Origin of the sequence: Bradyrhizobium barranii subsp. apii, assembly GCF_011516635.5 — a bacterium.
Classification (GTDB): Bacteria; Pseudomonadota; Alphaproteobacteria; order Rhizobiales; family Xanthobacteraceae; genus Bradyrhizobium; species Bradyrhizobium barranii.
Genome location: NZ_CP096255.1, coordinates 4,126,318 through 4,148,989 on the forward strand (window position 1 = coordinate 4,126,318; position 22,672 = coordinate 4,148,989).

At 65.3% G+C, this 22,672-nt stretch carries 16 protein-coding genes and 1 pseudogene; 16 read left to right on the forward strand and 1 reads right to left on the reverse strand.

Going from position 1 to position 22,672, the window contains the following annotated elements:
• Positions 1-98 precede the first annotated feature (98 nt).
• From HAP41_RS19470 to HAP41_RS19505, 8 genes are all read left to right on the forward strand, one after another.
• Positions 99-1,532, forward strand: a complete 1,434-nt coding sequence (locus HAP41_RS19470) for an NAD-dependent succinate-semialdehyde dehydrogenase (protein ID WP_038934240.1) — start codon at positions 99-101, stop codon at positions 1,530-1,532.
• A gap of 153 nt (positions 1,533-1,685) precedes the next feature.
• A complete protein-coding gene (gene pdxR, locus HAP41_RS19475; RefSeq protein WP_166097841.1) occupies positions 1,686-3,233 on the forward strand; it encodes a MocR-like pyridoxine biosynthesis transcription factor PdxR in 1,548 nt (515 codons plus the stop codon).
• A 425-nt stretch (positions 3,234-3,658) separates the two neighbouring features.
• Positions 3,659-5,668 carry a hydantoinase/oxoprolinase family protein gene (locus tag HAP41_RS19480; RefSeq protein WP_166097834.1) on the forward strand — a complete coding sequence of 670 codons (2,010 nt, stop codon included), beginning with the start codon at positions 3,659-3,661 and terminating at the stop codon, positions 5,666-5,668.
• A complete protein-coding gene (locus HAP41_RS19485) occupies positions 5,665-7,245 on the forward strand; it encodes a hydantoinase B/oxoprolinase family protein (RefSeq protein WP_166097831.1) in 1,581 nt (526 codons plus the stop codon). The genes HAP41_RS19480 and HAP41_RS19485 overlap by 4 nt, the downstream gene beginning before the upstream one ends.
• 10 nt (positions 7,246-7,255) lie before the next feature.
• Positions 7,256-8,551 (forward strand): class-III pyridoxal-phosphate-dependent aminotransferase, encoded by a 1,296-nt coding sequence (locus HAP41_RS19490; protein ID WP_166097826.1) that lies wholly within the window; start codon positions 7,256-7,258, stop codon positions 8,549-8,551.
• On the forward strand, positions 8,548-10,230 hold the full coding sequence (locus HAP41_RS19495) for a long-chain-fatty-acid--CoA ligase (protein ID WP_166097823.1): 1,683 nt from the start codon (positions 8,548-8,550) through the stop codon (positions 10,228-10,230). Before HAP41_RS19490 ends, HAP41_RS19495 begins: the two co-directional genes overlap by 4 nt.
• A gap of 106 nt (positions 10,231-10,336) precedes the next feature.
• Positions 10,337-11,269 (forward strand): N-carbamoyl-D-amino-acid hydrolase, encoded by a 933-nt coding sequence (locus HAP41_RS19500; protein ID WP_166097820.1) that lies wholly within the window; start codon positions 10,337-10,339, stop codon positions 11,267-11,269.
• 5 nt (positions 11,270-11,274) lie between these two features.
• Positions 11,275-11,943: a flavin reductase family protein gene (locus tag HAP41_RS19505; protein ID WP_175618104.1), complete on the forward strand. Its 669-nt coding sequence runs from the start codon at positions 11,275-11,277 to the stop codon at positions 11,941-11,943.
• On the opposite strand, the gene HAP41_RS19510 is transcribed toward HAP41_RS19505, so the two are convergent.
• A complete protein-coding gene (locus HAP41_RS19510; protein WP_166097812.1) occupies positions 11,940-12,602 on the reverse strand; it encodes an aspartate/glutamate racemase family protein in 663 nt (220 codons plus the stop codon). The genes HAP41_RS19505 and HAP41_RS19510 overlap by 4 nt on opposite strands.
• A 56-nt stretch (positions 12,603-12,658) precedes the next feature.
• On the opposite strand from HAP41_RS19510, the gene hydA reads away from it, so the two are divergent.
• The 8 genes and pseudogenes from hydA (at position 12,659) to nikE (ending at position 22,604) form a co-directional block, all read left to right on the forward strand.
• Entirely contained in the window at positions 12,659-14,128 is a 1,470-nt protein-coding gene (hydA, locus tag HAP41_RS19515; RefSeq protein WP_166097808.1) for a dihydropyrimidinase, read from the forward strand.
• Positions 14,129-14,144: 16 nt separating this feature from the next.
• Positions 14,145-15,119, forward strand: coding sequence for an NAD-dependent epimerase/dehydratase family protein (locus tag HAP41_RS19520; RefSeq protein ID WP_166097805.1), 975 nt, complete (start codon positions 14,145-14,147; stop codon positions 15,117-15,119).
• A 1-nt stretch (position 15,120) separates the two neighbouring features.
• Entirely contained in the window at positions 15,121-15,870 is a 750-nt protein-coding gene (locus HAP41_RS19525) for an SDR family oxidoreductase (RefSeq protein WP_166097797.1), read from the forward strand.
• A pseudogene (locus HAP41_RS19530) lies at positions 15,867-17,302 on the forward strand (NAD(P)-binding domain-containing protein). Before HAP41_RS19525 ends, HAP41_RS19530 begins: the two are co-directional and overlap by 4 nt.
• 107 nt (positions 17,303-17,409) lie before the next feature.
• A complete protein-coding gene (locus tag HAP41_RS19535) occupies positions 17,410-19,029 on the forward strand; it encodes an ABC transporter substrate-binding protein (RefSeq protein WP_166097794.1) in 1,620 nt (539 codons plus the stop codon).
• Positions 19,030-19,057: 28 nt separating this feature from the next.
• Positions 19,058-20,092 carry an ABC transporter permease gene (locus HAP41_RS19540; RefSeq protein WP_166097784.1) on the forward strand — a complete coding sequence of 345 codons (1,035 nt, stop codon included), beginning with the start codon at positions 19,058-19,060 and terminating at the stop codon, positions 20,090-20,092.
• Positions 20,089-20,937 (forward strand): ABC transporter permease, encoded by an 849-nt coding sequence (locus tag HAP41_RS19545; protein ID WP_166097782.1) that lies wholly within the window; start codon positions 20,089-20,091, stop codon positions 20,935-20,937. Before HAP41_RS19540 ends, HAP41_RS19545 begins: the two co-directional genes overlap by 4 nt.
• The gene (gene nikE / locus HAP41_RS19550) at positions 20,934-22,604 is read left to right on the forward strand and encodes a nickel ABC transporter ATP-binding protein NikE (protein ID WP_166097779.1); all 1,671 of its coding nucleotides are present in this window, start codon (positions 20,934-20,936) and stop codon (positions 22,602-22,604) included. The genes HAP41_RS19545 and nikE overlap by 4 nt, the downstream gene beginning before the upstream one ends.
• The last annotated feature ends 68 nt before the right edge of the window (positions 22,605-22,672 follow it).

Consider the following 22,672-nt stretch of genomic DNA (forward strand, 5'->3'; position numbering starts at 1 on the left):
CTTTTCGCCGGCCGCCTTTCGGTGTAGCTCTGCGCCCACTTGTTAGGCGGTGGGCGCCAATGCTGATCGCCGCCGAAATCATGCAGGAGACACCAGGGATGTACCCGAAAGTTCAGATGTTCATCGCCGGCGAGTGGACCGACGGCACCTCCGGCAAGTCGGAGGACATCCTCAACCCCGCCACCGGCCAGCCGATCGGCAAGACCCCGCACGCCTCGCGCCAGGACCTCGACCGCGCGCTGGAGGCCGCCAAGGCCGGCTTCGAGATCTGGCGGAAGACCTCGCCGTTCGACCGCTACAAGTTGATGCGCAAGGCCGCCGACATCATCCGCTCGCGCGCCGCCGAGATCGCGCCTGTCATGACCATGGAGCAGGGCAAGCCGGTCGTGGAAGCCCAGGGCGAGACCATGCTCGCCGGCGACCTGATCGACTGGTTCTCCGAGGAAGCCCGCCGCGCCTATGGCCGCATCGTGCCGCCGCGGATGGGCAACGTCTCCCAGCTCGTGACCAAGGAGCCGGTCGGCCCGGTCGCCGCATTCACGCCCTGGAATTTCCCGATCAACCAGGCGGTCCGCAAGATCTCGGCCGCGCTCGCCGCCGGCTGCTCGATCATCGTCAAGGGCCCGGAAGAGACGCCTGCAAGCTGCATGGAGCTGGTGCGCGCCTATGCCGACGCGGGCATTCCGGCCGGCGTCGTCCAGCTGGTGTTCGGCGTGCCGTCGGAAGTGTCGGAATATCTCATTCCGCACCCGATCATCCGCAAGATCAGTTTTACGGGCTCGACCGCGGTCGGCAAGCATCTGGCCGCACTCGCGGGCCTGCATATGAAGCGCGTCACCATGGAGCTCGGCGGCCACGCGCCGGCAATCGTGTTCGCGGACGCTGATCTCGACAACGCCGCCAAGATTCTCTCGGCCAACAAGTTCCGCAATGCCGGCCAGGTCTGCGTCTCGCCGACGCGCTTCCTGGTGCATGAGAGCGTGTATCAGCCCTTCGTCGACAAGTTCGTCGCCGCGGCCAAGAGCCTGAAGGTCGGCAACGGCCTCGACAAGGACACCCGCATGGGTCCGCTGGCGAACCCGCGACGCGTCGACGCGATGGAGGGTCTGGTCTCCGACGCTGTGCAGCGCGGGGCCAAGGTGCAGGCTGGCGGCAAGCGCATCGGCAACGAAGGCTTCTTCTTCGAGCCGACTGTGATCACCGACGTGCCGCGCGATGCCCGCATCATGAACGAGGAGCCGTTCGGACCGCTTGCGCCGATCACCTCCTTCCGCAGCTATGACGAGGTGGTGGCCGAGGCGAACCGTCTGCCTTACGGCCTTGCGGCCTATGCCTACACGACCTCGACCAAGACGATGCAGGCGATCGGCTCCGACATCGAGAGCGGTATGGTGTCGATCAACCACCACGGCCTCGCGCTGCCGGAAGTGCCGTTCGGCGGCATCAAGGATTCCGGTTACGGCTCCGAAGGCGGCCTCGAGGCGATCGAGGGTTATCTGAATACGAAGTTCGTGACCCAGGCGAGCGCTTAAGGAAGAGTCGCGTTGTCATTCCGGGGCGCGCGAAGCGCGAACCCGGAATCCATCGCGCAACACGTGATGCAGACAAATGGATTCCGGGCTCGCGCCAAGTGGCGCGCCCCGGAATGACGGTGGATAGGACCTGCGTTGCCTGACGGGCGAGACATGGACAACAGCCGTCACCCAAGCAAGCGCGTGTCCCTTGCCGGGATGCATATCGACCGGACGTCGGCCGTGCCGCTGCATCTGCAGATCGCGGCGCACATCCGCGACGGCATTTTGCGCGGCGTCTTTTCGGCTGGAACGCAATTTCTGGGATCCCGGGAGATCGCGCGCGAATTGGGCTGCTCGCGCACGGTGGTGTTGACCGCCTGGGATCTGCTCTACGCCGAGGGCTATCTTGAATCGACGCCGCGCGGCAGTGTCATGGTGGCGTCAGTGGCGACCCCACATGCCGCGCCTTCGTCCGCGACGTCGCCTGCGGCCAAGCCCGCCCACATGTCGGAGCGCTGGCGCTCGCTGCTTGCCTTCGACTACGAGACCAACTGGCCGTCGGAATTCAGCCCGGGCGCGCCTGACATCTCGACCTTCCCATTCAAGGAATGGTCGCGCCTGCTGCGCCAGTCCTGGCAAAATCCAAGGGAGCAGGAGTGTCTCGATCTTCCCCCGGAAGGCCACCCGCGCTTGCGGAGCGAGATCGCGAACTTCCTCGGCTCGGTGCGCGGGCTCGTCTGCTCGCCGGAGGAAGTTGTGGTCACCTCCGGCACATCGGGGGCGCTAGTTTTCTGCAGCCGGATGATCCTCGATCCCGGCGACGAGGTCTGGGTCGAGGAGCCCGGCTTCGTCGAGGCGCGCTGGGCGCTCACGGCTGCGGGCGCGAAGCTCGTTCCAATTCCGGTCGATGACAAGGGCCTCGTCGTCTCCGAAGGAATCCGGCGCGCACCGGGCGCAAAACTGATCGTGGTGACGCCGTCGCATCAATATCCGCTCGGCGTCAGCATGGGGCTGGAGCGGCGGCTCGAGCTGCTCGATTGGGCCAACAAGAACGACGTCTGGGTGATCGAGGACGATTACAATTCGGAGTTCAGGCACCAGGACAGCATGATCGCCTCGCTGCGCTCGCTCGATCGCGAGGGGCGGGTGATCTATTTCGGCACCTTCTCGAAGATCATGATGCCGAATTTGCGGCTCGGCTACATCGTCGCCAACAGGCATTTCATCGAGGGCTTTTCCAAGGGCCGCGCGCGCATCGATGTGCACACCTCCGGCATCGGTCAGCTCGCGCTGGCCGAGTTCATGCGGGAAGGGCACCTGCTGCGGCATCTGCGCGGGATGCGGCGGATCTACGCCGCGCGCCGGAAGGCGCTGATCGATGCGATCGCAGCGCTGATGCCTGACGATCTCACCGTATCCTCCGCCGTCACCGGATTGCACCTGGTGGCTCTGTTCACTGACGCGATGCAGGCACGGATGAGCGACCGCCAGGCGGCCGCGGTCCTGAAGCAGGCGGGCATCCACGTCCAGCCGCTCTCGCAAAACTTTCTGGAGCAGCCGACGCGGCAGGGCCTGGTGTTCGGCTACGGACGGCTGCGGGTCGAGGATGCCGCGCCGCTGCTTGCGAGAATCGCGGCTTGCATCGGCAGCGGTCGCCGCAACGCACCATCCGACCCGGCAATATCCTCCCTTACTGTTCGTACAATAAAGAGAAGCTGAGCCGACCGTCGTGCATAGCTCGTAGGCATGCGGCTATCCCGCATCGCCGTTCAATCGCCTGCAAATTAGACAGCCGCTTTTGAGCACTCCGATTGCAGTGCAGCGGGCGTCACGATTTGCGCGGAGAAATCCGTGGTGCGATGCACGTTTGTCGCGTGGAACGGTTCGCGTTCGTGTGCTCTCTGCGCGTGCAGTGCTGCACCAAAACGTGCAGCCGGTGTTGCACCGCGTGATGTCGGTCCTGCGCTGGTCTAGTGGTTTGCGACAACTCTGGCCCTATCCCGAGCCCATCGCTCTGTCGCACGCTCGCAGGCAGTGGCATGACAGGGGATGATGATGAGCGCTCTCGGTTTGGCATTGGACGTTGCGATGGACGGCAAGCACCCGGCGTCCGGTTCGGACGTCATCCGTAACCGACCCCGCACATGAGTTCCTCCGAAAATCACTGGGAAGTCGGCACCGATATTGGCGGCACCTTCACCGACATCATCGCCATCAGGCGCGACTCCGCGGAGGCGCGGATCGCAAAAGTGCCGTCGCGCCCCGACGCGCCGGTTCAGGCGATGCTGGAGGCGATCGAGGCGGTGGGCCTGCGCAAGAGCGAGGTCAAGCGCTTCGTGCACGGCACCACGCGCGTCACCAATGCCATCGTCGAGAACCGGCTGCCGAAGGTCGCGCTGGTCGCGACCGAAGGGTTCGCCGATGTGCTGGAGATCGCGCGCTATCGCCGCCGCGATCTCTATCGTCTCGACATTCCGCCGAAATCGCCGCCGCTGGTGCCGCCCGAACGATGTTTTGGGCTCGCCGAGCGCCTCGATCACGAGGGCCGGGTGTTGAAGGCGCTGGATGAAACCGAGATCGAGCGCCTGGTGGCCTGGCTGAAGCAGACCGGCGTGCAGAGCGTCGCCGTGGCGCTGCTTCACGCCTATGCCAATCCCGTCCACGAAAAAATGCTGGGCGAACGGCTCAAGGGCGTCGTCGCGCACATCTCGCTGTCGCACGAGGTCAATCCCGAGGCGCGTGAATACGAACGGACATCGGCGACCGTGTTCAACGCAGCCGCGATGCCGATCGCGGTGGAATATCTCAGCGAGTTGGAGCAGCGGCTGCCGATCGGCGCCGGCTTGCAGGTGTTTCATTCGGCCGGAGCCATGGTCCCGATCTCGGCCGTGAAGCGGCGGCCGCTGGTGATGGCGATGTCGGGGCCGGCGGCGGGCGTCTCCGCATCGGTCAGCATCGCGCGCCAGCTCGGTACATCGCGCATGCTCACCTTCGACATGGGTGGCACCACGACGGACGTCTGCCTGATCGTCGACGGCCAGGCCGAGATGACCGACGGCCGCATGCTGGGCGACAAGCCGCTGCGTCAGCCGATGCTTGCGGTCCATTCCATCGGGGCCGGCGGCGGATCGATCGTGCGAAACGGTCCCGGCGGCCTGACGGTCGGGCCGGAGAGCGCCGGCTCCGAGCCGGGGCCGGCCTGCTATGGCCGCGGCGGCCTTGAGCCGACCATCACCGACGCCAATGCCGTGCTCGGCTATCTCAATCCCGAGACCAAGCTTGGTGACCGCATCGGCATCGACATCAAGGCCGCGGAACGCGTCATCGACCCGATCGCGCGCGCCCTGGGGCTGAGCCTGACCGAAACCGCGCTCGGCATCATCAAGGTCGCGAACGCGACGATGGCCCGTGCGCTCCGCCGCGTCACGGTCGAGCGCGGTATCGACGGACGCGACTGCACGCTGCTTGCCTTCGGCGGCGGCGGCCCGATGCATGCCGCAGGCCTTGCCGATCTCTACGGGATTGCAGAGGTTGTCGTGCCGAGCGCTTCGAGCGCATTCTCGGCGCTGGGCTGTCTCACCGCCGATTTCAGCTTCCTCCAGCAGCAGACCCTTCGCGCCGCCCTCGACGGTATCGATCTCGCCCGGGTGTCGGAACGGATCGGGACGCTGATGGACGATGCTTCGGCTCCTCAGATCGCCAACGGCGTTGCGCAGGCGGAGATCCAGGTCGAGCTAGTGGCGCTGATGCGCTACGTGGCGCAGAATGATGCCATTCCGGTGCCGTTCACGTTGCCGCTCGACGTGACCAAGCTGAAGAAGGACTTTCTGGCGCGGCATCACGAGCTGTTCGGCTATGCGACCAGCGAGCCCTGCGTCATCGAATCCGTGCGTGTGCAGGCGCGGCGCCCGTCGACGACGGTGGTGAGCCGGCCGGCGACTGCGGTGAGGGCGGTGTCATCAGGCAAGCGGGCCTGCTCATTCGATGGCCTCCACGATATCCCGACCGCGATCATCGATCGCGCCAAATTGACCGATGTCGTCAGCGGCCCCGCGATCATCGAGGACGCATGGTCAACGGTGTTGGTCCCGCCCGGCTGGCAAGCAAAACCCGACGCCGCCGGCAACCTGTTCCTGACGCGGAGGGCGGCATGAAGCTCGATCCGTTCGTCGTCGAGGTTATCAGGCACGGGCTCTCGGCCGCGGCCGAGGAAATGAGCCTGGTGATGACGCGCTCGGCGCGCTCGCCGCTGCTGCGCGAGGCCGGCGACCTGTCGTCGGCGATCACGGATGGCCGCGGCGGCCTGGTCGGGCAGGGCCGCGACATCCCGATCCATCTCGGCGCGATGGCCTACACGATCCCGGAACTCTTGAAGGTCGTGCCGGTCGAGACCCTGAATGACGGCGACGTGCTGATCTACAATGTCGGCGCGCTCGGCGGCAATCACCTCAACGACGTCAAGGTGGTGCGTCCCGTCTTCGTTGACGGCGAGATCGTGGCGTTCGCGGTGAGCCTCGCGCACTGGCCCGACATCGGCGGAACCTGGCCCGGCAGCTATTTTGCCAAGGCGATCGACACTTTCCAGGAGGCGATGCGGATTCCGCCGGTGCTGATCGCCACGTCAGCCGGCGTCAACACGCCGATCGTGCAGCTGCTCAAGGCCAACGTCCGCGATCCCGAGTCCTGCGAGGGCGATCTGCTCGCGCAGATCGCGGCAACGAAAGCTGGCGAGAAGCGCATCGTCGAGCTTTGCCGCGAGCACGGCAAGGCCGTGTTCACGGCGACGCAGTCGCGCCTGCACGACCTCTCCGAAATTGAGATGCGCGAGGCGCTCCGCGATCTGCCTGATGGCGTCTACGAGGGTGAAGACTATCTCGACGACGGCGGCGTCAACAACGCGCCTGCGCGCATCCATGTGAAAATCACCATTCGCGGCGACGAGGCGACCTTTGACCTCTCCGGCAGTTGCGACCGCGTCTCGAACTTCTGCAACACGACGCCGTTCATGGCGCGCTCGGCGGTCGCCTATGCGGAACGCATCATGAGCTGGCGCGACATGCACCAGAATGCGGGTGCGCTCCGGCCCTTGACCATCATCACGCGCCCGGGCTCGATCCTGGAGCCGGGCTGGATGGCGTCCGTTGCCGCCGGCAACCACGAGACGTCCATGCGCATCGTCGATGCGATTTTTCGCGCGATGCAGGACACCATCCCCGAACGACTGTCGGCCGGTGGCGCAACCACTGCGGGCGTGCTGTTCTTCGCCGAGCCGCGGCAGAACGGTTCGTGGAAAATGCTCTACGAGGTTCACGGCGGTGGTGAGGGCGCGCGGCATGATCGGGCCGGCATGTCGGCGACGCGCGTGCATCTGTCCAACACGTCGAACACGCCGGTCGAGGTGATCGAGGCGAGCTACGCGATCCGCCTGGAGCAGCAGGCCATTCGCCGGCAGTCCGGCGGCGCGGGCGCGCATCGCGGCGGTGACGGCTCCGTCCGCACCTATCGCATCCTCGCACCCTCGATGCACTTGACCACCTGCATCGAGCGCATGGTGATTGCACCGTTCGGCATGCAGGGCGGCGAATCCGGCAAGGCTTGCCGTATCTCGCTGGTCAGGCAGGGCGCGAACGTCGCGATCGACGGAAAATCGAACCTGGTGTTGCAGCAAGACGATCTCGTCACGATCGAGATGTGCGGCGGCGGCGGCTATGGCGCCGTGGCCGCGGAGTGAGGGGATTGCGATGAGCAAATTGTTGCGAACCGGGTTGAATGCAGGCGAAGCCGCGCCGATGGCCGTCGTCGGCGGCGAGGGCGTCTATTTTCACTTGTCCGATGGCCGCAAGCTGATCGACGGCAGCAACACCGGCGGCGGACTCGGCCATCGTCACCCGGCGATGGTGGAGGCGATCCGCCGCGCGGCCGATACGCCCGTCGTGAACGAAGGCTGGACCTGGGTCGGCCGCGAGCAGGCAGCCGACGATCTGATGGCTACGGCGTTCAAGGGCGAAGAGGACTGGGTCGGCGCGGTGCGCTTCTGCATCAGTGGCAGCGAGGCCAACGACATGGCGCTGTCGCTCTGCCAGGCGCTGACGCAGCGGTCGGCGCTGGCGACGCGCGAGCGCGCCTACCACGGCATCACCGGCCTGTCGCGCAGCATGACAGTGCAGCCGCAATGGCACGGCGGCCTCGCGGTGCATTCAGGCGGCTCGAAGCTGCCGGCGCCGATGGCACCGGTGCGGATTCTCCCGGCGCCGGATGGCGCGATCTATGGCGCGCCGGCCAACAACACGCCGCCCAGCGAATATCTGGCTGATGCCACGCGCCTGCTCTCGGACACGGCGGCGACCATCATCGACTACACCCAGGGCGGGATCTACTACGACGGTGCTTATCAGGACGAGGTGGCCCGCTGCGCGCGGCAGGCAGGTTCCTACTGGATCGCGGATGAGGTCGTCACCGGCGCTGGCCGCGCAGGCCGCTGGTTCGCCTTCCAGGGCGCGGAAAGCCGCCCCGATATCGTGACGCTCGGAAAATCGCTCGGCGGCGGTGCGGCGGCAGTCGCGGCGGTCGTGGTGTCGAAAGACATCGTCGAGCGGCTCAAGGGCACGAGCTGGCAGAACTACGGCACGCTGCGCGGCCATCCCATCAGCATGGCCGCCGTCAGCGCGTACCTGAAAGTCGTCAGCGACGACAAGATTCTGGAGCACGTCCAGAAGCTCGAAAAGCTGTTCATCCGGCGCCTGCTCGCGATCGCCCAGAAACATCCGAGCGTGCAGCGGGTGGCGGGGCAGGGGCTGCACTGGACGGTGGAGCTGCACGGCCCGGATTGGCGCTCCTGGCATGCCGACACCACCGTGGTCCCGATCGCCTCGCGCGTGGCGGAGCGGGCGCTGGAGGCCGGCGCGGTGATCGGCACCAGCGGCGAGCAGACCTCGCTGTTCCTGGCGCCGCCGCTGGTCATCTCCGAGCATGAGGCCGAATTGCTTCTGGATGCGCTCGACCACGGCCTCGATATCGCAGACGAGGAGCACGGGTGAGCGCAGACCCCGCAACACCTCATCGCTCGCCGGCCTGGCCGGCGGGCGAGCCCTGGCATCTCGCGATGCCGAAGGGGACGCTTTACGACGCGCTGGCACGCGCGGCGAAGGATCGGCCGTCGCACCCGGCGACGGTGTTTTATGGTGCGAGCCTGAGCTATGCCGAGCTACGCGAGCAGGTCGATGCCTTAGCTGGCTTCCTGCGGAACGCTTGCGGCGTGAAGCGCGGCGACCGCGTCATGATCGCGCTGCAGAACTCGCCGCAATATGTCATCGCCTACTACGCGGTGATGCGGGCGGACGCCGTGATCGTGCCCGTCAATCCGATGAACAAGACGGCCGAGATCGATTATCTCGCCGAAGACAGCGGCGCCAAGGTCGCGATCATCGGAAGCGAACTGAGCGAAATATTCGCGCCGCTGGTGGGCGAAGCCATCTCCCATACGATCGTCGCACAATATCGCGACGAAGTGCCGGCCGCCACGCCATATACGCTGCCTTCATGCATCACCGAGGCGCCGTCGAAGATACCGCCGTCGCCAGGCTGGCATTCCTGGTCATCTGCGATCGCGCAAGGTTTGCAGCCAGGCGCAATGACCGCGGGGCCGGATGATCTCATGATCCTGCCCTATACGTCGGGGACGACAGGCAAGCCCAAGGCCTGCCTGCATACCCATCGCAGCGCGCTGTTCACCGCCGTCCTGCAGGCACGCTGGTACGGACTCGACGGCAGCGACGTGATGACCGGCTTCATGCCGCTGTTCCATGTCGCGGGCATGCAGGGCTCGATGAATGCCGCGGTGGTGACAGGCGCCACGCTGCTGTTGATGGCGCGCTGGGACAAGGATCTGCTACCGGATCTGTTCGAGACCTACGGCGTCACGTTCTGGAACGCCGCGCCGACCATGATCGTGGACGTGCTCGCAAGCGTCCGGTTCCGCGATCGGTGCTTTGCAAAACTCAAGGTACTGACCGGAGGTGGTGCGGCAATGCCGACCGCGGTGGCCGAACGGCTCAAAGGCCGCTTCGGCCTCGATTTCGTCGAGGGCTACGGCATGACCGAGACGATGTCGCCGACCCATCTCAATCCGATCGCTGCGCCGAAGCGCCAGTGTCTCGGCATTGCCGTGCACGAGACTGATGCGCGCGTCGTCGATCCCGAAAGCCTGATCGAGCTCGACGACAATGTCGTCGGCGAGATTGTCGTGCACGGGCCACAAGTGCTGCAAGGCTACTGGAACAGGCCGCAGGCCGATGCCGAGTCCTTCATAGAACTGTCCGGCAAGCGGTTCCTGCGCACGGGCGATCTCGGCTATCGCGATGCCCAAGGCTATTTCTTCGCTGTTGACCGCCTGAAGCGGATGATCAATGTCAGCGGCTTCAGGGTGTGGCCGGCCGAGGTCGAGGCCGCGATGTACCAGAACCGCGCCATCCGGGAATGCTGCATCGTCTCGACCCCCGACGACTACCGCGGTGAGACCGTCAAGGCGCTGGTGGTGCTGGACGAAGCCGCGCGCGCGACGATTTCGGCGGACGACATCGTCGGTTGGGCTCGCGGCGCGATGGCCAGCTACAAGGCGCCACGCGCCGTCGTCTTCGTCGATGAGCTGCCGCGCACCGCCAGCAACAAGATCAACTGGCGGCTTTTGCAGGATGCCGAATGGGGGCGGACGGCATGAAAGCTGCTTGGCTGGAAAAATGGCGCAAGACCGCGTTATGCTACGCGCGCGGACACGCCCCTCAAGCTACGATCCCCAGCCTCACCAAGAAATCAGGAACTCGCTGATGCGTATCGTCACCGTTGCCGCCGCCCAGATGGGCCCGATCCAGAAGGCCGACAGCCGCGAGGCCGTGGTCAAGCGCATGATCGCGCTGATGGACGAAGCGAAAGCAAAAGGCGCCGATCTGATCGTCTATCCGGAACGGGCGCTGACGACGTTCTTCCCGCGCTGGTATTCGGAGGACCGGGCGGAGGCCGACATCTGGTTCGAGCGCGAGATGCCGAATGCGGCGACCAAGCCGCTGTTCGAGCGTGCGGCGCAGCATCAGATGGCGATGAACTTCGGCTATGCCGAGCTGACGCCGGACGGGCATCACTTCAACACCGCAATCCTGACCGACAAGTCCGGCAAGATCGTCGGCAAATATCGCAAGGTCCATCTGCCAGGGCATGTGGACTACGACACTAAGCGGTCGCACCAGCATCTGGAGAAGCGCTATTTCGAGCCCGGCGATCTCGGCTTCAATGTCTGGCGCGAGCTGGGCGGCATCATCGGCATGGCCATCTGCAACGACCGGCGCTGGCCCGAGACCTATCGCGTCATGGGCTTGCAGGGCGTCGAGATGGTGCTGATCGGCTACAACACGCCGTCGGTGAATGCCGAGAAAAGCGAGGAGGGTGTCGAGAAGCGGCTGTTTCACAACCGTCTCTCCGTGCAGGCCGGCGCCTATCAGAACGCGACCTGGGTCGTCGCGGTGGCCAAGGCGGGTGTCGAGGACGGCCATCCGCTGTTCGGCGGCAGCCTGATCGTCGATCCCGATGGCGAGATCGTCGCCGAGGCCAAGACGGAGGGCGACGAAGTCCTGGTTCACGCCTGCGATCTCGACGCCACGACGTTCGGCAAGACCACGATCTTCAATTTTGCCCAGCATCGCCGCATCGAGCATTACGGCCTGATCACCAGCCAGACCGGCGCGGTGCCGCCGCCGGAGAAGTGACGCCGATGGCGGACAAGGGCACATCCGGCATTTCCTTGCGCGAGCTCGATCCGCGCGACCGCTACAAGCTGCTTTGCGGCGTGGTCGTGCCGCGGCCGATCGCGCTGGTAACGACGCTGGACGCGAACGGAGCGGTGAATGCCGCGCCCTTCAGCTTCTTCAATGTCTTCTCCGAAAGCCCCGCGCTGATCGTGCTCGGGCTCCAGCACAAGCCGGATCACAGTCCGAAGGATACGACACGCAACATCCATCGTGACGGCGAGTTCGTGGTTCACATGGTGGATGAGGCACTGTCTGCCGCGATGAATGATTGCGCGGTCGATTTTCCCTCTGGCGACAGCGAGGTCGCGGCGACCGGGCTTGCGACGCTTCCCTCAGTTGACGTGAAAGTTCCGCGCGTGGCCGCTGCACCCTTTGCGCTGGAATGCCGGCGTCATGTCGTGCTGAATTTCTCGCCCGATCGCGAACTGCTGGTCGGTGAGGTGCTCAGGGTTCATGCCCGGGAGGGCCTCGTCGACGAGGCCAACATGTATGTCGATCTCGACGCCTACCGGCCGATCGGCCGCATGTTCGGCAATCTCTATACGACGCAGCGGGATACGTTTTCCCTGACGCGCGAGAGCCATGCGCAATGGCTCGCGCGGCAGGACGCCAAAGAGCTGAAGGACGCCTAGTGACGCGAGAACTGCACCGTACCGAGCGCCATGGTGACGGCCGCCTGTGTCGGGTCGATCACGGCAATGCCGAGCGCGTCTTCCAGCGGGCGGCGGTGGCGCGCCATGCCGGCGCAGCCCATCACGATGGCGCGGGCGCCGTCCTCGTCGCGCAGCGCGCGGCCGACATCGATCATCTTCGCCAGCGTGCCTTCACCCGACGCGGTTTCGGCAACGCTCATGTTGAGCGGCCGTTCGCCTGCAAGGCGGTCGGTCAGGCCCATCTGCCTGAGATAGCGCATGTGGCGCGGGATCGAGCGCTGGGCAATGGCGATGACGCCGAAGGTTTCGGCGCGGGCCAGCGCCGTCAGCACGCCGCACTCGGCGATGCCGAACACCGGCCGGTCGGTGCCTTCGCGGCAGACCTGAAGCCCGGGATCGCTGTAGCAGGCGATGACAAACGCAGCCGAGCTGTTGTCGCCTTCGACCAGCCGGCGCAGCGGCATCGCAACGCCGTCGACATCGGCCTGGCTTTCAATGCCGAACGGACCCTCAGCCAGCGACTGGCAGACCAGTTCCGGCCCACCCTCGAAACCGAGCGGCTTCAACGCATCCTCCAGCCCTCGCGTGACCGCAGGGTTGGAGTTCGGATTGATGACGAGAATGCGCGGCCGGGGCATGTTGGTCTTCCCTTGAAATGGCGATCACGCAGCTCAGGCATATCATGGAGTGCCTCATGACTGAACCCACATACGACCTGATCATCCGCGGCGGACGCGTCGCCACCACGACCGACGTGTTCGAGGCCGATGTCGCGATCTCCGGTGAGACCATCGCGGCGATCGGCCGCGGGCTTCCGGCGGCGAAACGGGAGATCGATGCGCGCGGCAAGCTGGTGCTGCCGGGCGGCGTCGACAGCCACGCGCATATCGAGCAGTTGTCCGCGGCCGGCATCATGAATGCCGACACCTTCGAGAGCGCGACCGTCTCTGCCGCGTTCGGCGGCACCACCACGGTGATCCCGTTCGCTGCCCAGCATGTCGGCATGAAGCTGCCGCAGGTGGTCGAGGATTATCACGCGCTGGCGAAGAAGGGCGCCGTGATCGACTACGCCTTTCACATGATCATCGCGGATGCGACCAAGGAGACGGTCGAGGAGCACATTCCGGCGCTGGTGAAGCAGGGCCATGGCTCGATCAAGATCTTCATGACCTATGACCGGCTCAAGGTCGACGACGAGCCGTTGCTCGATATCCTCTTGGCCGCGCGCCAGTCCGGCGCGATGTTGTGCGCCCATGCCGAAAATCACGGCATCATCGCCTGGATGGTGAAGCGCCTGCTTGCGCGCGGCTACACCATGCCGAAATACCACGCCGTCAGCCATGCCCGCGTCTCGGAAGCGGAAGCCTTTACGCGACTGATCGGCATGGCGGCGCTGATCGACCAGCCCATCATGATCTTCCATGTGTCCACGGCCGAAGGCGCGAAGGTCATCCGCGATTCGCGCGGGCAGGGGTTGAAGGTTTTTGCCGAGACCTGTCCGCAATATCTGTTCCTCACGGCAAACGATCTCGACAAGCCGGGCGCCGAGGGCGCCAAGTGGATGTGCAGCCCGCCGCCGCGTGCGCATGCGGATCAGGAGGCGCTGTGGCAGGCGCTGTCGCTCGGCGATCTCCAGACCATCTCGTCCGATCATGCGCCGTATCGCTACGACGAGACCGGCAAGCTGCGCGCCGGCCCCAATCCAAACTTCAAGCAGGTGGCCAACGGCCTGCCGGGCCTGGAGCTGCGGCTGCCGCTGCTGTTCGACGCGATGGTGTCGAAGGGCCGGCTCGGTCTTGAAAAGTTCGTGGAATTGACCGCGACGGCGCCGGCCAAGATCTACAATCTGCATCCGCGCAAGGGCTCGATCGCGGTCGGCGCCGATGCCGATATCGCGATCTGGGATCCCAATCGCGAGACCGTGATCGTCGACGAGATGATGCACGATCTCGCCGGCTACACGCCGTTCGCGGGCCGCAAGCTGAAGGGCTGGCCGGTGTCGGTGCTCTCGCGCGGCCGCGTCATCATCGACGGCAACAAGTGTCTTGCGGACGCCGGCAGCGGAAAATTCCTGGCGCGCGGCGGCGGCGAGGCGGCAAAGCCGACGGGGCGGCTCGTTGCCGACATGGATCCCGAGCGGAATTTCGGGGCGAAGCTGCTGTGATGGTGGATCGCGCGCGATGAAGATCGTCATCTTCGGCGGCACCGGCTTTGTCGGCCTCAACCTCGCCGAGGTGCTGCTCGCGCGCGGGCATGACGTCACGCTGTATGACCGTAAGCAACTGCCGGCGGGCGCGGAGCGATTCTTTGCCGACTACCGGGATCGGCTCACGGTTGTTCAGGGCGAGATGACGGACGTCGAGAGGATCGACGCGCTTGTCAAGCAGGGCCTTGATGCGATCGTCCTTGGCGCCGCCATAACTGCCGGCGACCAGCTCGAACGGTCCGTCACCTCGAGCATCCTCGAAATCAACGTGATGGCTCAGATTCCTATTCTGAGCGCGGCGATCCGCCGTGGTGTTCGGCGCGTGATTAATCTCTCGTCCGCTTCCGCCTATGGTGCTGCGGGGCAGCGCTATCCGGTATTGGACGAGGAGACGCCTTGCGATCCTGTGTCCTTCTACGCGATCAGCAAGTTCACCTCCGAACGATCGGTGGCACGGCTGGCCGAGCTGTGGGGCGGCGACTTTCTCAGTGTGCGTTTGAGCGCGGTGTTCGGTCCATGGGAGCGGATCGGAAAAGTGCGCGATACGCCAAGCCTGCAGTTCCAGATACTCGCCGAGTTCGCCCGCGGTGAACCGGCCCTTATGCCCGAGACGGGCATCAAGGATTGGATCTACGCGCCAGACGCCGCCGAGGCAGTGGCGGTGCTGATCGAAGCTGAGCGGCCGCGCCATCGGCTCTACAACATCTCCACTGGCGCGCCCTGGTCGGCGCTGCAATGGGGTGAGGCCTTTGCGGCGTTGCATCCCGGCCTGCAATGCCGGCTCGCGGCACCCGGAGAGAAGACTTTCATCGAATTGCATGGGCCGGATCGCGCCCCGCTTTCGGTCGCGCGGATGGCTGATGAATTTGGCTGGCGTGCACGGTTCGGCTGCAACGAGTCCGCCGCCGCGATGAGCGCCTGGTGGATGCAGCACAAGGAGGCGATCTGACATGCGGCTCCAGGGACGTACGGCCATCATCACGGGAGCAGCTTCGGGCATCGGCCGCGCCAGCGCAAAGTTGTTCGCGGAGGAAGGCGCCCAGCTTGCTTTGGTCGATCGCGATGCCGCCGGCCTCCAGGAGACGCTGAGTCTGGTCGGCGAAGCCACGACGCATGTCGGCGACGTCGGCGATGCCGGTTTCGCGGAGACCGTTGTCAGCGATGTCGTGGCGCGGCTCGGCCGCCTCGATATCCTTATGACCGCGGCCGGCTTCTCCTGCGGCGGTACGGTGCTGACGACGAGCCCGGACGACTGGGACGCGGTGTTCCGCGCCAATGTCGGCGGCACCTGGTTGTGGGCGCGCGCGGCGGTACCGCAGATGCAGCAGCAGAAGAGCGGCTCGATCATCACACTGGCGTCGCAGCTTGCGATCGCCGGCGGCAAGGGCAACAGTGCCTATATCGCCGCCAAGGGCGCGATCGTCAGCCTGACGCGCACCATGGCGGTCGATTTCGCGACCGACGGCATTCGTGTCAACGCGATTGCGCCCGGCGCAATCGACACGCCGATGCTGCGCCGCAGCTTTGCCCGCCACGCCAATTCGGACGAGGTGCGCGAAGCCTCCCGCAACCGCCACGCCATGAAGCGCTTCGGTCAGGCGGAAGAAATCGCTCAGACCGCGCTGCATCTCGCCAGTGATGCGTCTTCGTTCACGACCGGCACCGTGATGGTCGTCGACGGAGGCTGGCTCGCGGCATGAGCGACGCGCTGGCAAAGCTTAAAGCGACCGTGCGCGCCGATCTCGCGATGATCGCGCATCCCGGCGCCGCGTGGCTCGAGCCGAAGACGGGACCGGATGGCAAGCCGGCGCTCGATGTCCTCATTGTCGGCGCCGGCCAGTCGGGCATCGCGATCGGCTTCGGCCTGATGCGCTCGCGCGTCAGCAACATCCTGCTGCTCGACAAAGCGGAGGAGGGGAAGGAGGGCCCGTGGCTCACCTATGCCCGCATGCCGACGCTGCGCAGCCCGAAGGACTATACGGGACCTGACCTCGATATCCCGAGCCTGACCTATCAGTCCTGGCACGAAGCCCGTTTCGGCAAGGAGAGCTGGCAGGAGCTGAATCTGATCCTGAGAGAGCATTGGGCGGACTATCTGCTCTGGCTGCGACGCACGATCGGTCTGCCCGTGCGCAACGGCTGCGAGCTTCTGGAGATTGCGCCTGCGTCAGACGGTCTGCTCGCCGCGCGTGTGAAACGGGCCGATGCCATCGAGACGCTCTACGCACGCAAGATCGTGCTGGCGACGGGGCAGGAGGGCATGGGCGACTGGATGATCCCCGAGCCCCTGCGCGATCTGCCGGCAGGTTCGGTCGCAACCGTCGCCGACGACATCGATTTCGAAAGCCTGCGCGGCAAGCGCGTCGCGGTGATCGGCGCCGGCGCCTCCGCCTTCGACAATGCGGCAACTGCATTGGAGGCGGGGCCGCCGAAGTGCATCTGCTTTGCCGCCGCGCTCAGATCCAGGTGATCCAGCCCTACCGCTGGCTGACCTTCCGCGGCTTTCTGCGCCATCTCAGCGATCTCGACGATGCCTGGCGCTGGCGCTTCATGCGCAAAATCCTCGAAATGCGCGAGGGATTTCCGCAGCCGACTTACGACCGCTGCGCGCGTCACGCCAATTTCACACTGCACGAAGGCGCGCCGGTCGAGGGCACCAGGCAAACCGATGGCGGTGTCGAATTGCACACGCCACGCGGCGCCATCACCGCGGATTTCGTCATTTGCGGCACCGGCATCGACATGAACTTCGCCGGCCGCGGCGAGCTCGCCAAAATTGCCGGCAATATCGCGACCTGGGCCGATCGCTACCAGCCGCCTTCGAGCGAGCGCAACGCGCGGCTCGGTCGCTTTCCCTATCTCGCCGACGATTACGCCTTCACCGAGCGCGTGCCGGGCGAGACGCCGTGGATCTCGGACGTCCATCTCTTCGCCATCGCCTCCACCATGAGCTTTGGTCCGTCAGGATCGTCGATCAATGCGATGACGACGGCCGTTCCGAAGCTGGTGAATGGCCTGACGCGCGGCCTGTTTCGCGCCGATGTTGAACGCCACTGGGCTTCGCTCAGCGCCTATGACGTGCCGCAGGCCGTGGTTGCGCGGACCGCGCGAACAATGGAGGAATCGCGATGATCATCCATGCACCGCCGCGACGAAGCGCCTCTGCGGGATTGGCGCGCAACTTGCTTCTTTCTTGACCTGCCTTGCTGGCGTTCTTGCCGAAATTTTGGGGAAAACGAATGCGTTTTGTGTCTTTCAGGCCCGCGGCCTCAGTCCTCGCCACCACTGCGCTGTTGCTCATTGCCGCCGCGCCTTCGCAGGCACAGACCAGGGCGGAGACGTTGCGCTATGTCACCGGCTCGGCCGTCAACACGCTCGATCCCAACATCCCCGGATCGACGCGCGAATCCTTCGCGCTGAGCATGAGCACATACGATCGGCTGGTGGCGTTCGGCCGCAAGCAGCTCAACGGCAAATGGGTGTTCGACCTCGACACGATCACCGGCGAGCTCGCCGAATCCTACGACGTCAGCCCCGATGGCCTGAAGCTGACCTTCCGCCTGCGCAAGGACGCCAAGTTCCAGGATGGTTCGCCTGTCACGGCCGAGGACGTGAAATGGTCGCTCGATCGCTGCGTCACGGCGCCGATCCTCGGCAAGGCCCAGCTGCTGACGGGATCGTTGACGTCGGCCGACCAGTTCAAGGTGATCGATCCCCTCACCATCGAGGTGACGCTGCCGAAGCCCGACAAGCTCGCGCTGCCCAATCTCGCCACCGTCTATCCCCTGATCATCAACTCGAAGGTGGCAAAGGAGCACGCGACGCCGGATGATCCCTGGGCCACCGCATGGCTGAAGGAGCACACCGCCGGCAGCGGTGCTTACGTGGTCGAGACCTTCAAGCCGGGCGAGCAGGTCATCCTCAAGCGCGACGAGACCTGGAACCGCGGTTCGGCCAACAAGCCCGCATTCTTCAAGCGCGTGATTATTCAGTCCGTGCCGGAGCCGGCGACCCGCGCCAACCTGGTCGAGCGCGGCGATGCCGACCTCGTCGTCGATCTCCAGGCCAGCGACGTGCAGTCGCTCGAGGCCAAGGGCAAGCTCAAGGTGGTCTCGACCCCGCAGTACAATGCGATCACCTATGTCTCGATGAACAACCAGATGCCGCCGTTCGACAACGTCAATGTCCGCCGCGCCATCGCTTACGCGTTGCCCTATGACGACATGTTCAAGGCCGCCCTGTTCGGCCGCGGCGCGCCGCTGTTCGGCGCGACCTGGCCGGACGGCAAGCCGCTGAACGGCATCTATCCGTTCCAGCAGCCCGTGAAGCTCGACCTCGACAAGGCCAGGGAATATCTCAAGGCTGCCGGGCTCCCGGAGGGCTTCTCAACCACCTTCAGCTTCAACGTCGGCCAGTCCTCGACCGCGGAGCCGATGGCGGCGCTGGTGAAGGAATCGCTCGGCAAGATCGGGATCAAGGTCGACATCCAGAAGCTGCCGGATGCGCAGATGTCCACGCAGATCAACGAGAAGAAGCTTCCCTTCTACACCGAGGGCATCGTAGCGTGGTTGCCGTCGACCGATTACTTCTACCGCAACTTCTACACCGGCAATCAGCGCTGGAATTACAGCTCGATCAACAACCCGGATCTTGCCGCAATCGCGCAGGAGGCGCGTTTCGAGCCGGACAAGGCGAAGTATGGGGAAGCCGGCCGCAAGCTCAACGCGATGCATGTCGATCTGATGCCGCAGATCATGCTGTGGCAGCCGAACCAGGATGCGGTGATGGCGTCGTCGGTCGAAGGCTACACTTACGAGTTCCACCGCCAGGTCGACTATCGCGACGTCAGCCGCAAGTGACATCGGACAACGAGAGGAGCTCTCAGAGGTGACGACCGGTCTTGGTGCAACCATGGTGCGGGCGGGCAGGCGGCTTCTGTCGTCGCTGCCGGCGCTGTTCGGTGTGCTGGTGTTCACCTTTCTGCTGATGCGCGTGCTGCCCGGCGACCCCGCGGTGTTCTTCGCCTCGGGGCCCAATGCCGGCAAGGAGGAGATCGAGCAGATCCGCAAGCAGATGGGGCTCGACAGGTCGGTGCCGGAGCAGCTCGTGTTCTATTTGTCCGACATCGGCCACGGCAATCTCGGCCGCTCCATGATGACGGGGCAGCCGGTGCTTAAGGACCTGCGCGAGCGGCTGCCGGCTTCGCTGGAGCTCACCTTCACGGCGCTCCTGATCGCGATGATCGCGGCGGTACCGCTTGGCGTTGTCGCAGCCTTGAAGCCTGGCTCGGTCGTCGATCACGGCGTGCGGCTGTTCTGCGCGCTCGGCGTCTGCGTGCCGACTTTCGTCTCGGGCCTGCTGCTGATCTATGTCTTCTACTATCTGCTCGGGCTGGCGCCTGATCCGACCGGGCGGATCGATGTGTTCACTTCGCTGCCGCCGCAACGGACCGGGTTCCTGTCGATCGATTTCCTGCTTGCGGGAGATATCGAGGGCTGGTGGGCGGCCTGCAAGCAGTTGATCCTGCCGGCGGTGAGCATGGCCCTGTTCGTGATCGCGCCGCTGGCGCGGATCACGCGGGCCTCGATGCTGGTTTCGCTCGGCAGCGATTTCGTGCGCACTGCGCGCTCGGTCGGATTGTCCTGGCACAAGGTGGTCGTCACTTATGCGCTGCGGAACGCGATCCTGCCCGTCATCACCATTGCCGGCATCGTGTTCTCGACCATGCTGGGCGCCAATGTCCTGGTGGAGAAGGTGTTCTCCTGGCCGGGCGTCGCTTCCTACGCGCTCGATGCGCTCCTATCCTCCGACTATGCGCCGGTGCAGGGTTTCGTGCTGCTGATGGCCAGCCTGTTCGTGCTGGTCAATCTCGTGGTCGACATCTGCTACGGCATCGCCGATCCCAGGGTGTCGATCGAATGACCAGCGCAACTCTCCGCCATTCGGTCTGGATCCTGCGCGGCAATCCGCTCACCGCCGTTGCCGCGGCCGGCGTTGCGCTGTTCGTCCTGATTGCGATCTTCGGGCCGTGGATCGTGCCCTATGATCCCGTGGTCTCCAATGTCTCGGAGGCTCTTTTGCCGCCGAGCGCGGCCCATTTGGCCGGCACCGACCAGCTCGGACGCGATGTGTTCAGCCGCCTCATCATCGCCGCGCGCCTCGATCTTGCCATTGCGGTTTCCGCGGTCGGCATCTCCTTCGTGATCGGCGCCGTCGTCGGCGCGTTCTGCGGCTATGCCGGCGGCAAGCTCGATCGCGGTGTCGGCCGTTTCGTCGATGTGATGATGGCCTTTCCGCTGTTCGTGCTGGCGATGGCGATGGTTGCCGCCCTGGGCAACCGGATTGAGAACATCGTGATCGCGACTGCGATCATCAATCTTCCGTTCTACATCCGCTTCGCACGCGCCGAGGTCAACGTCCGCCGCAATGTCGGCTGGGTGGAGGCCGCGCGTTCCTGCGGGGAGAGCCATTTCTCGGTGGTGCTGCGCTTCCTGCTGCCGAATATCCTGCCAGCGATGGCGGTGCAGATCTCGCTCAATCTCGGCTGGGCCATTCTCAACGCGGCCGGCCTGTCCTTCATCGGCCTCGGCGTCAAGCCGCCGACGCCGGAATGGGGCATCATGGTCGCGGAAGGGGCGCGCTTCATCTCAACCGGGCGATGGTGGCTGGTGGCCTTTCCGGGGCTTGCGCTGATGATGGCCGTGCTGTGCTTCAATCTCCTCGGTGACGGGATGCGGGACATTCTCGACCCGCGGATGCGCACATGAGCGAGGAGCTGCTAGGGATCAACGACCTCCACGTCTCGTTCTCGACGCGGCGTGGCATGGTCGAGGCCGTGCGCGGCGTGACGCTCTCGGTCGAGAAAGGCGAGATGCTCGGCCTCGTCGGCGAGAGCGGCTCGGGCAAATCGGTCACCGGCTTTGCGACCACGCGGCTGCTCGATGCGGCCGGGCGCGTCACCGGCGGCAAGATCCTGTTTCGCGGGCAGGACGTCACAAAACTCAGGGGCGATGACCTCCGTCAGCTCCAGGGCGCCGCGATGTCGATGATCTTCCAGAATCCGCGGGCCGCGCTCAACCCGATCCGCGCTATCGGCCTGCAGATCGCGGATGCGATCCTCACGCATAAGAAGATATCGAAGGACGCCGCGCGCGCCGAGGCGCTGGAGCTGCTGCGCGCGGTCCAGATCCGCGACCCCGAGACGCGGATGAACGCCTATCCGCACGAGCTCTCCGGCGGCATGTGCCAGCGCGTGATGATCGCGATCGCGATTTCCTGCAATCCTGCACTGCTGATCGCCGACGAGCCGACCACCGGCCTCGACGTCACGACCCAGAAGGTGGTGATGGATCTGCTCGCAGACATTGCCGCCGCGCGTGGCATGACGACGATCCTGATCACGCACGATCTCGGTCTCGCCGCACGCTATTGCCGCCGCATCGCCGTGATGGAGCGCGGACGCATCGTCGAGGAGGCGAGCCCTAAAAGGCTCTTCAGCGCACCGCAACACGCCTATACCCGCCGCCTCGTTGCGGCATCGCCGACCGCGACGTCGCGGATCGAGGATCTCGTGACGGAGGAGGAGCGGGAGCGGCACGCGACGATCGTCAGCAAGCCGAGGCAACAGCTCCCGCACGGGACGCCGCCGCTCCTTGAGGTGCGAAAGCTCGCCAAGCGTTTTGACCAGGGCTCCGCGGCGGTCGCGGATTTCTCGATGACGATGGCCGGCGGCGAGAGCGTCGGGCTCGTTGGCGAGTCCGGCTCCGGCAAGAGCACGACGTCGCGGATGATCTGCCGTCTTATCGATCCGAGCGAGGGCGATATCGTGTTCGACGGCCAGTCGATCGGCCATGTCGCCTCGCGTGACTTCCATCGCTCGCCGCTGCGCAAAGACATCCAGATGGTCTTCCAGGACCCGAACGAGAGCCTCAACCCACGCTTCACGGCGTTCGACTGCATTGCGCATCCCCTGATGCGGCTCGACGGCATGCGTGCGGGTGATACACTGCGCAAGCGGGTGGAAGAGTGCGCCGAGCGGGTGGGCTTGCCGCTCGATCTGCTGCCGCGTTTTCCGCACCAGCTCTCCGGCGGCCAGAAGGCGCGCGTCGGCATTGCCCGCGCCATCGCCTGCCGGCCGCGGCTGCTGGTGCTGGACGAGCCGACCGCCGCGCTCGACGTCTCGGTGCAGGCGGTGGTGCTGCAACTGCTCGACCGTCTCAGGCGCGAGAACGACATCGCGCTGCTGTTCGTCAGCCACGACCTCAATGTCGTGCGCATGCTCTGCGACCGCACCATCGTGCTGCGCAACGGCGGCATCGTGGAGCAGGGGGAGAGCCGGGCGCTGTTCGATAATCCCAAGACCGACTACACGCGCAAGCTGGTCGAGGCGATTCCGCATATCGAGACCGGACCGGTGCTGGCGGCCGCGCTTTGATGCCTGAACCGGTCGTAATCCCGATGAGATCCCGCTGGCGAAGGCCCGGTTAGTGGCATACCATTTGC

What these genes read in the sequence shown, in the direction of transcription:
- pdxR (WP_166097841.1), top strand. Translation starts at nt 1,686, where the DNA reads ATGGACAACAGCCGTCACCCAAGCAAGCGCGTGTCCCTTGCCGGGATG.
- HAP41_RS19510 (WP_166097812.1), bottom strand. Translation starts at nt 12,602, where the DNA reads ATGCCCCGGCCGCGCATTCTCGTCATCAATCCGAACTCCAACCCTGCG.
- HAP41_RS19480 (WP_166097834.1), top strand. Translation starts at nt 3,659, where the DNA reads ATGAGTTCCTCCGAAAATCACTGGGAAGTCGGCACCGATATTGGCGGC.
- HAP41_RS19545 (WP_166097782.1), top strand. Translation starts at nt 20,089, where the DNA reads ATGACCAGCGCAACTCTCCGCCATTCGGTCTGGATCCTGCGCGGCAAT.
- HAP41_RS19500 (WP_166097820.1), top strand. Translation starts at nt 10,337, where the DNA reads ATGCGTATCGTCACCGTTGCCGCCGCCCAGATGGGCCCGATCCAGAAG.
- HAP41_RS19505 (WP_175618104.1), top strand. Translation starts at nt 11,275, where the DNA reads ATGGCGGACAAGGGCACATCCGGCATTTCCTTGCGCGAGCTCGATCCG.
- HAP41_RS19485 (WP_166097831.1), top strand. Translation starts at nt 5,665, where the DNA reads ATGAAGCTCGATCCGTTCGTCGTCGAGGTTATCAGGCACGGGCTCTCG.
- HAP41_RS19490 (WP_166097826.1), top strand. Translation starts at nt 7,256, where the DNA reads ATGAGCAAATTGTTGCGAACCGGGTTGAATGCAGGCGAAGCCGCGCCG.
- hydA (WP_166097808.1), top strand. Translation starts at nt 12,659, where the DNA reads ATGACTGAACCCACATACGACCTGATCATCCGCGGCGGACGCGTCGCC.
- HAP41_RS19535 (WP_166097794.1), top strand. Translation starts at nt 17,410, where the DNA reads ATGCGTTTTGTGTCTTTCAGGCCCGCGGCCTCAGTCCTCGCCACCACT.
- HAP41_RS19520 (WP_166097805.1), top strand. Translation starts at nt 14,145, where the DNA reads ATGAAGATCGTCATCTTCGGCGGCACCGGCTTTGTCGGCCTCAACCTC.
- HAP41_RS19470 (WP_038934240.1), top strand. Translation starts at nt 99, where the DNA reads ATGTACCCGAAAGTTCAGATGTTCATCGCCGGCGAGTGGACCGACGGC.
- nikE (WP_166097779.1), top strand. Translation starts at nt 20,934, where the DNA reads ATGAGCGAGGAGCTGCTAGGGATCAACGACCTCCACGTCTCGTTCTCG.
- HAP41_RS19525 (WP_166097797.1), top strand. Translation starts at nt 15,121, where the DNA reads ATGCGGCTCCAGGGACGTACGGCCATCATCACGGGAGCAGCTTCGGGC.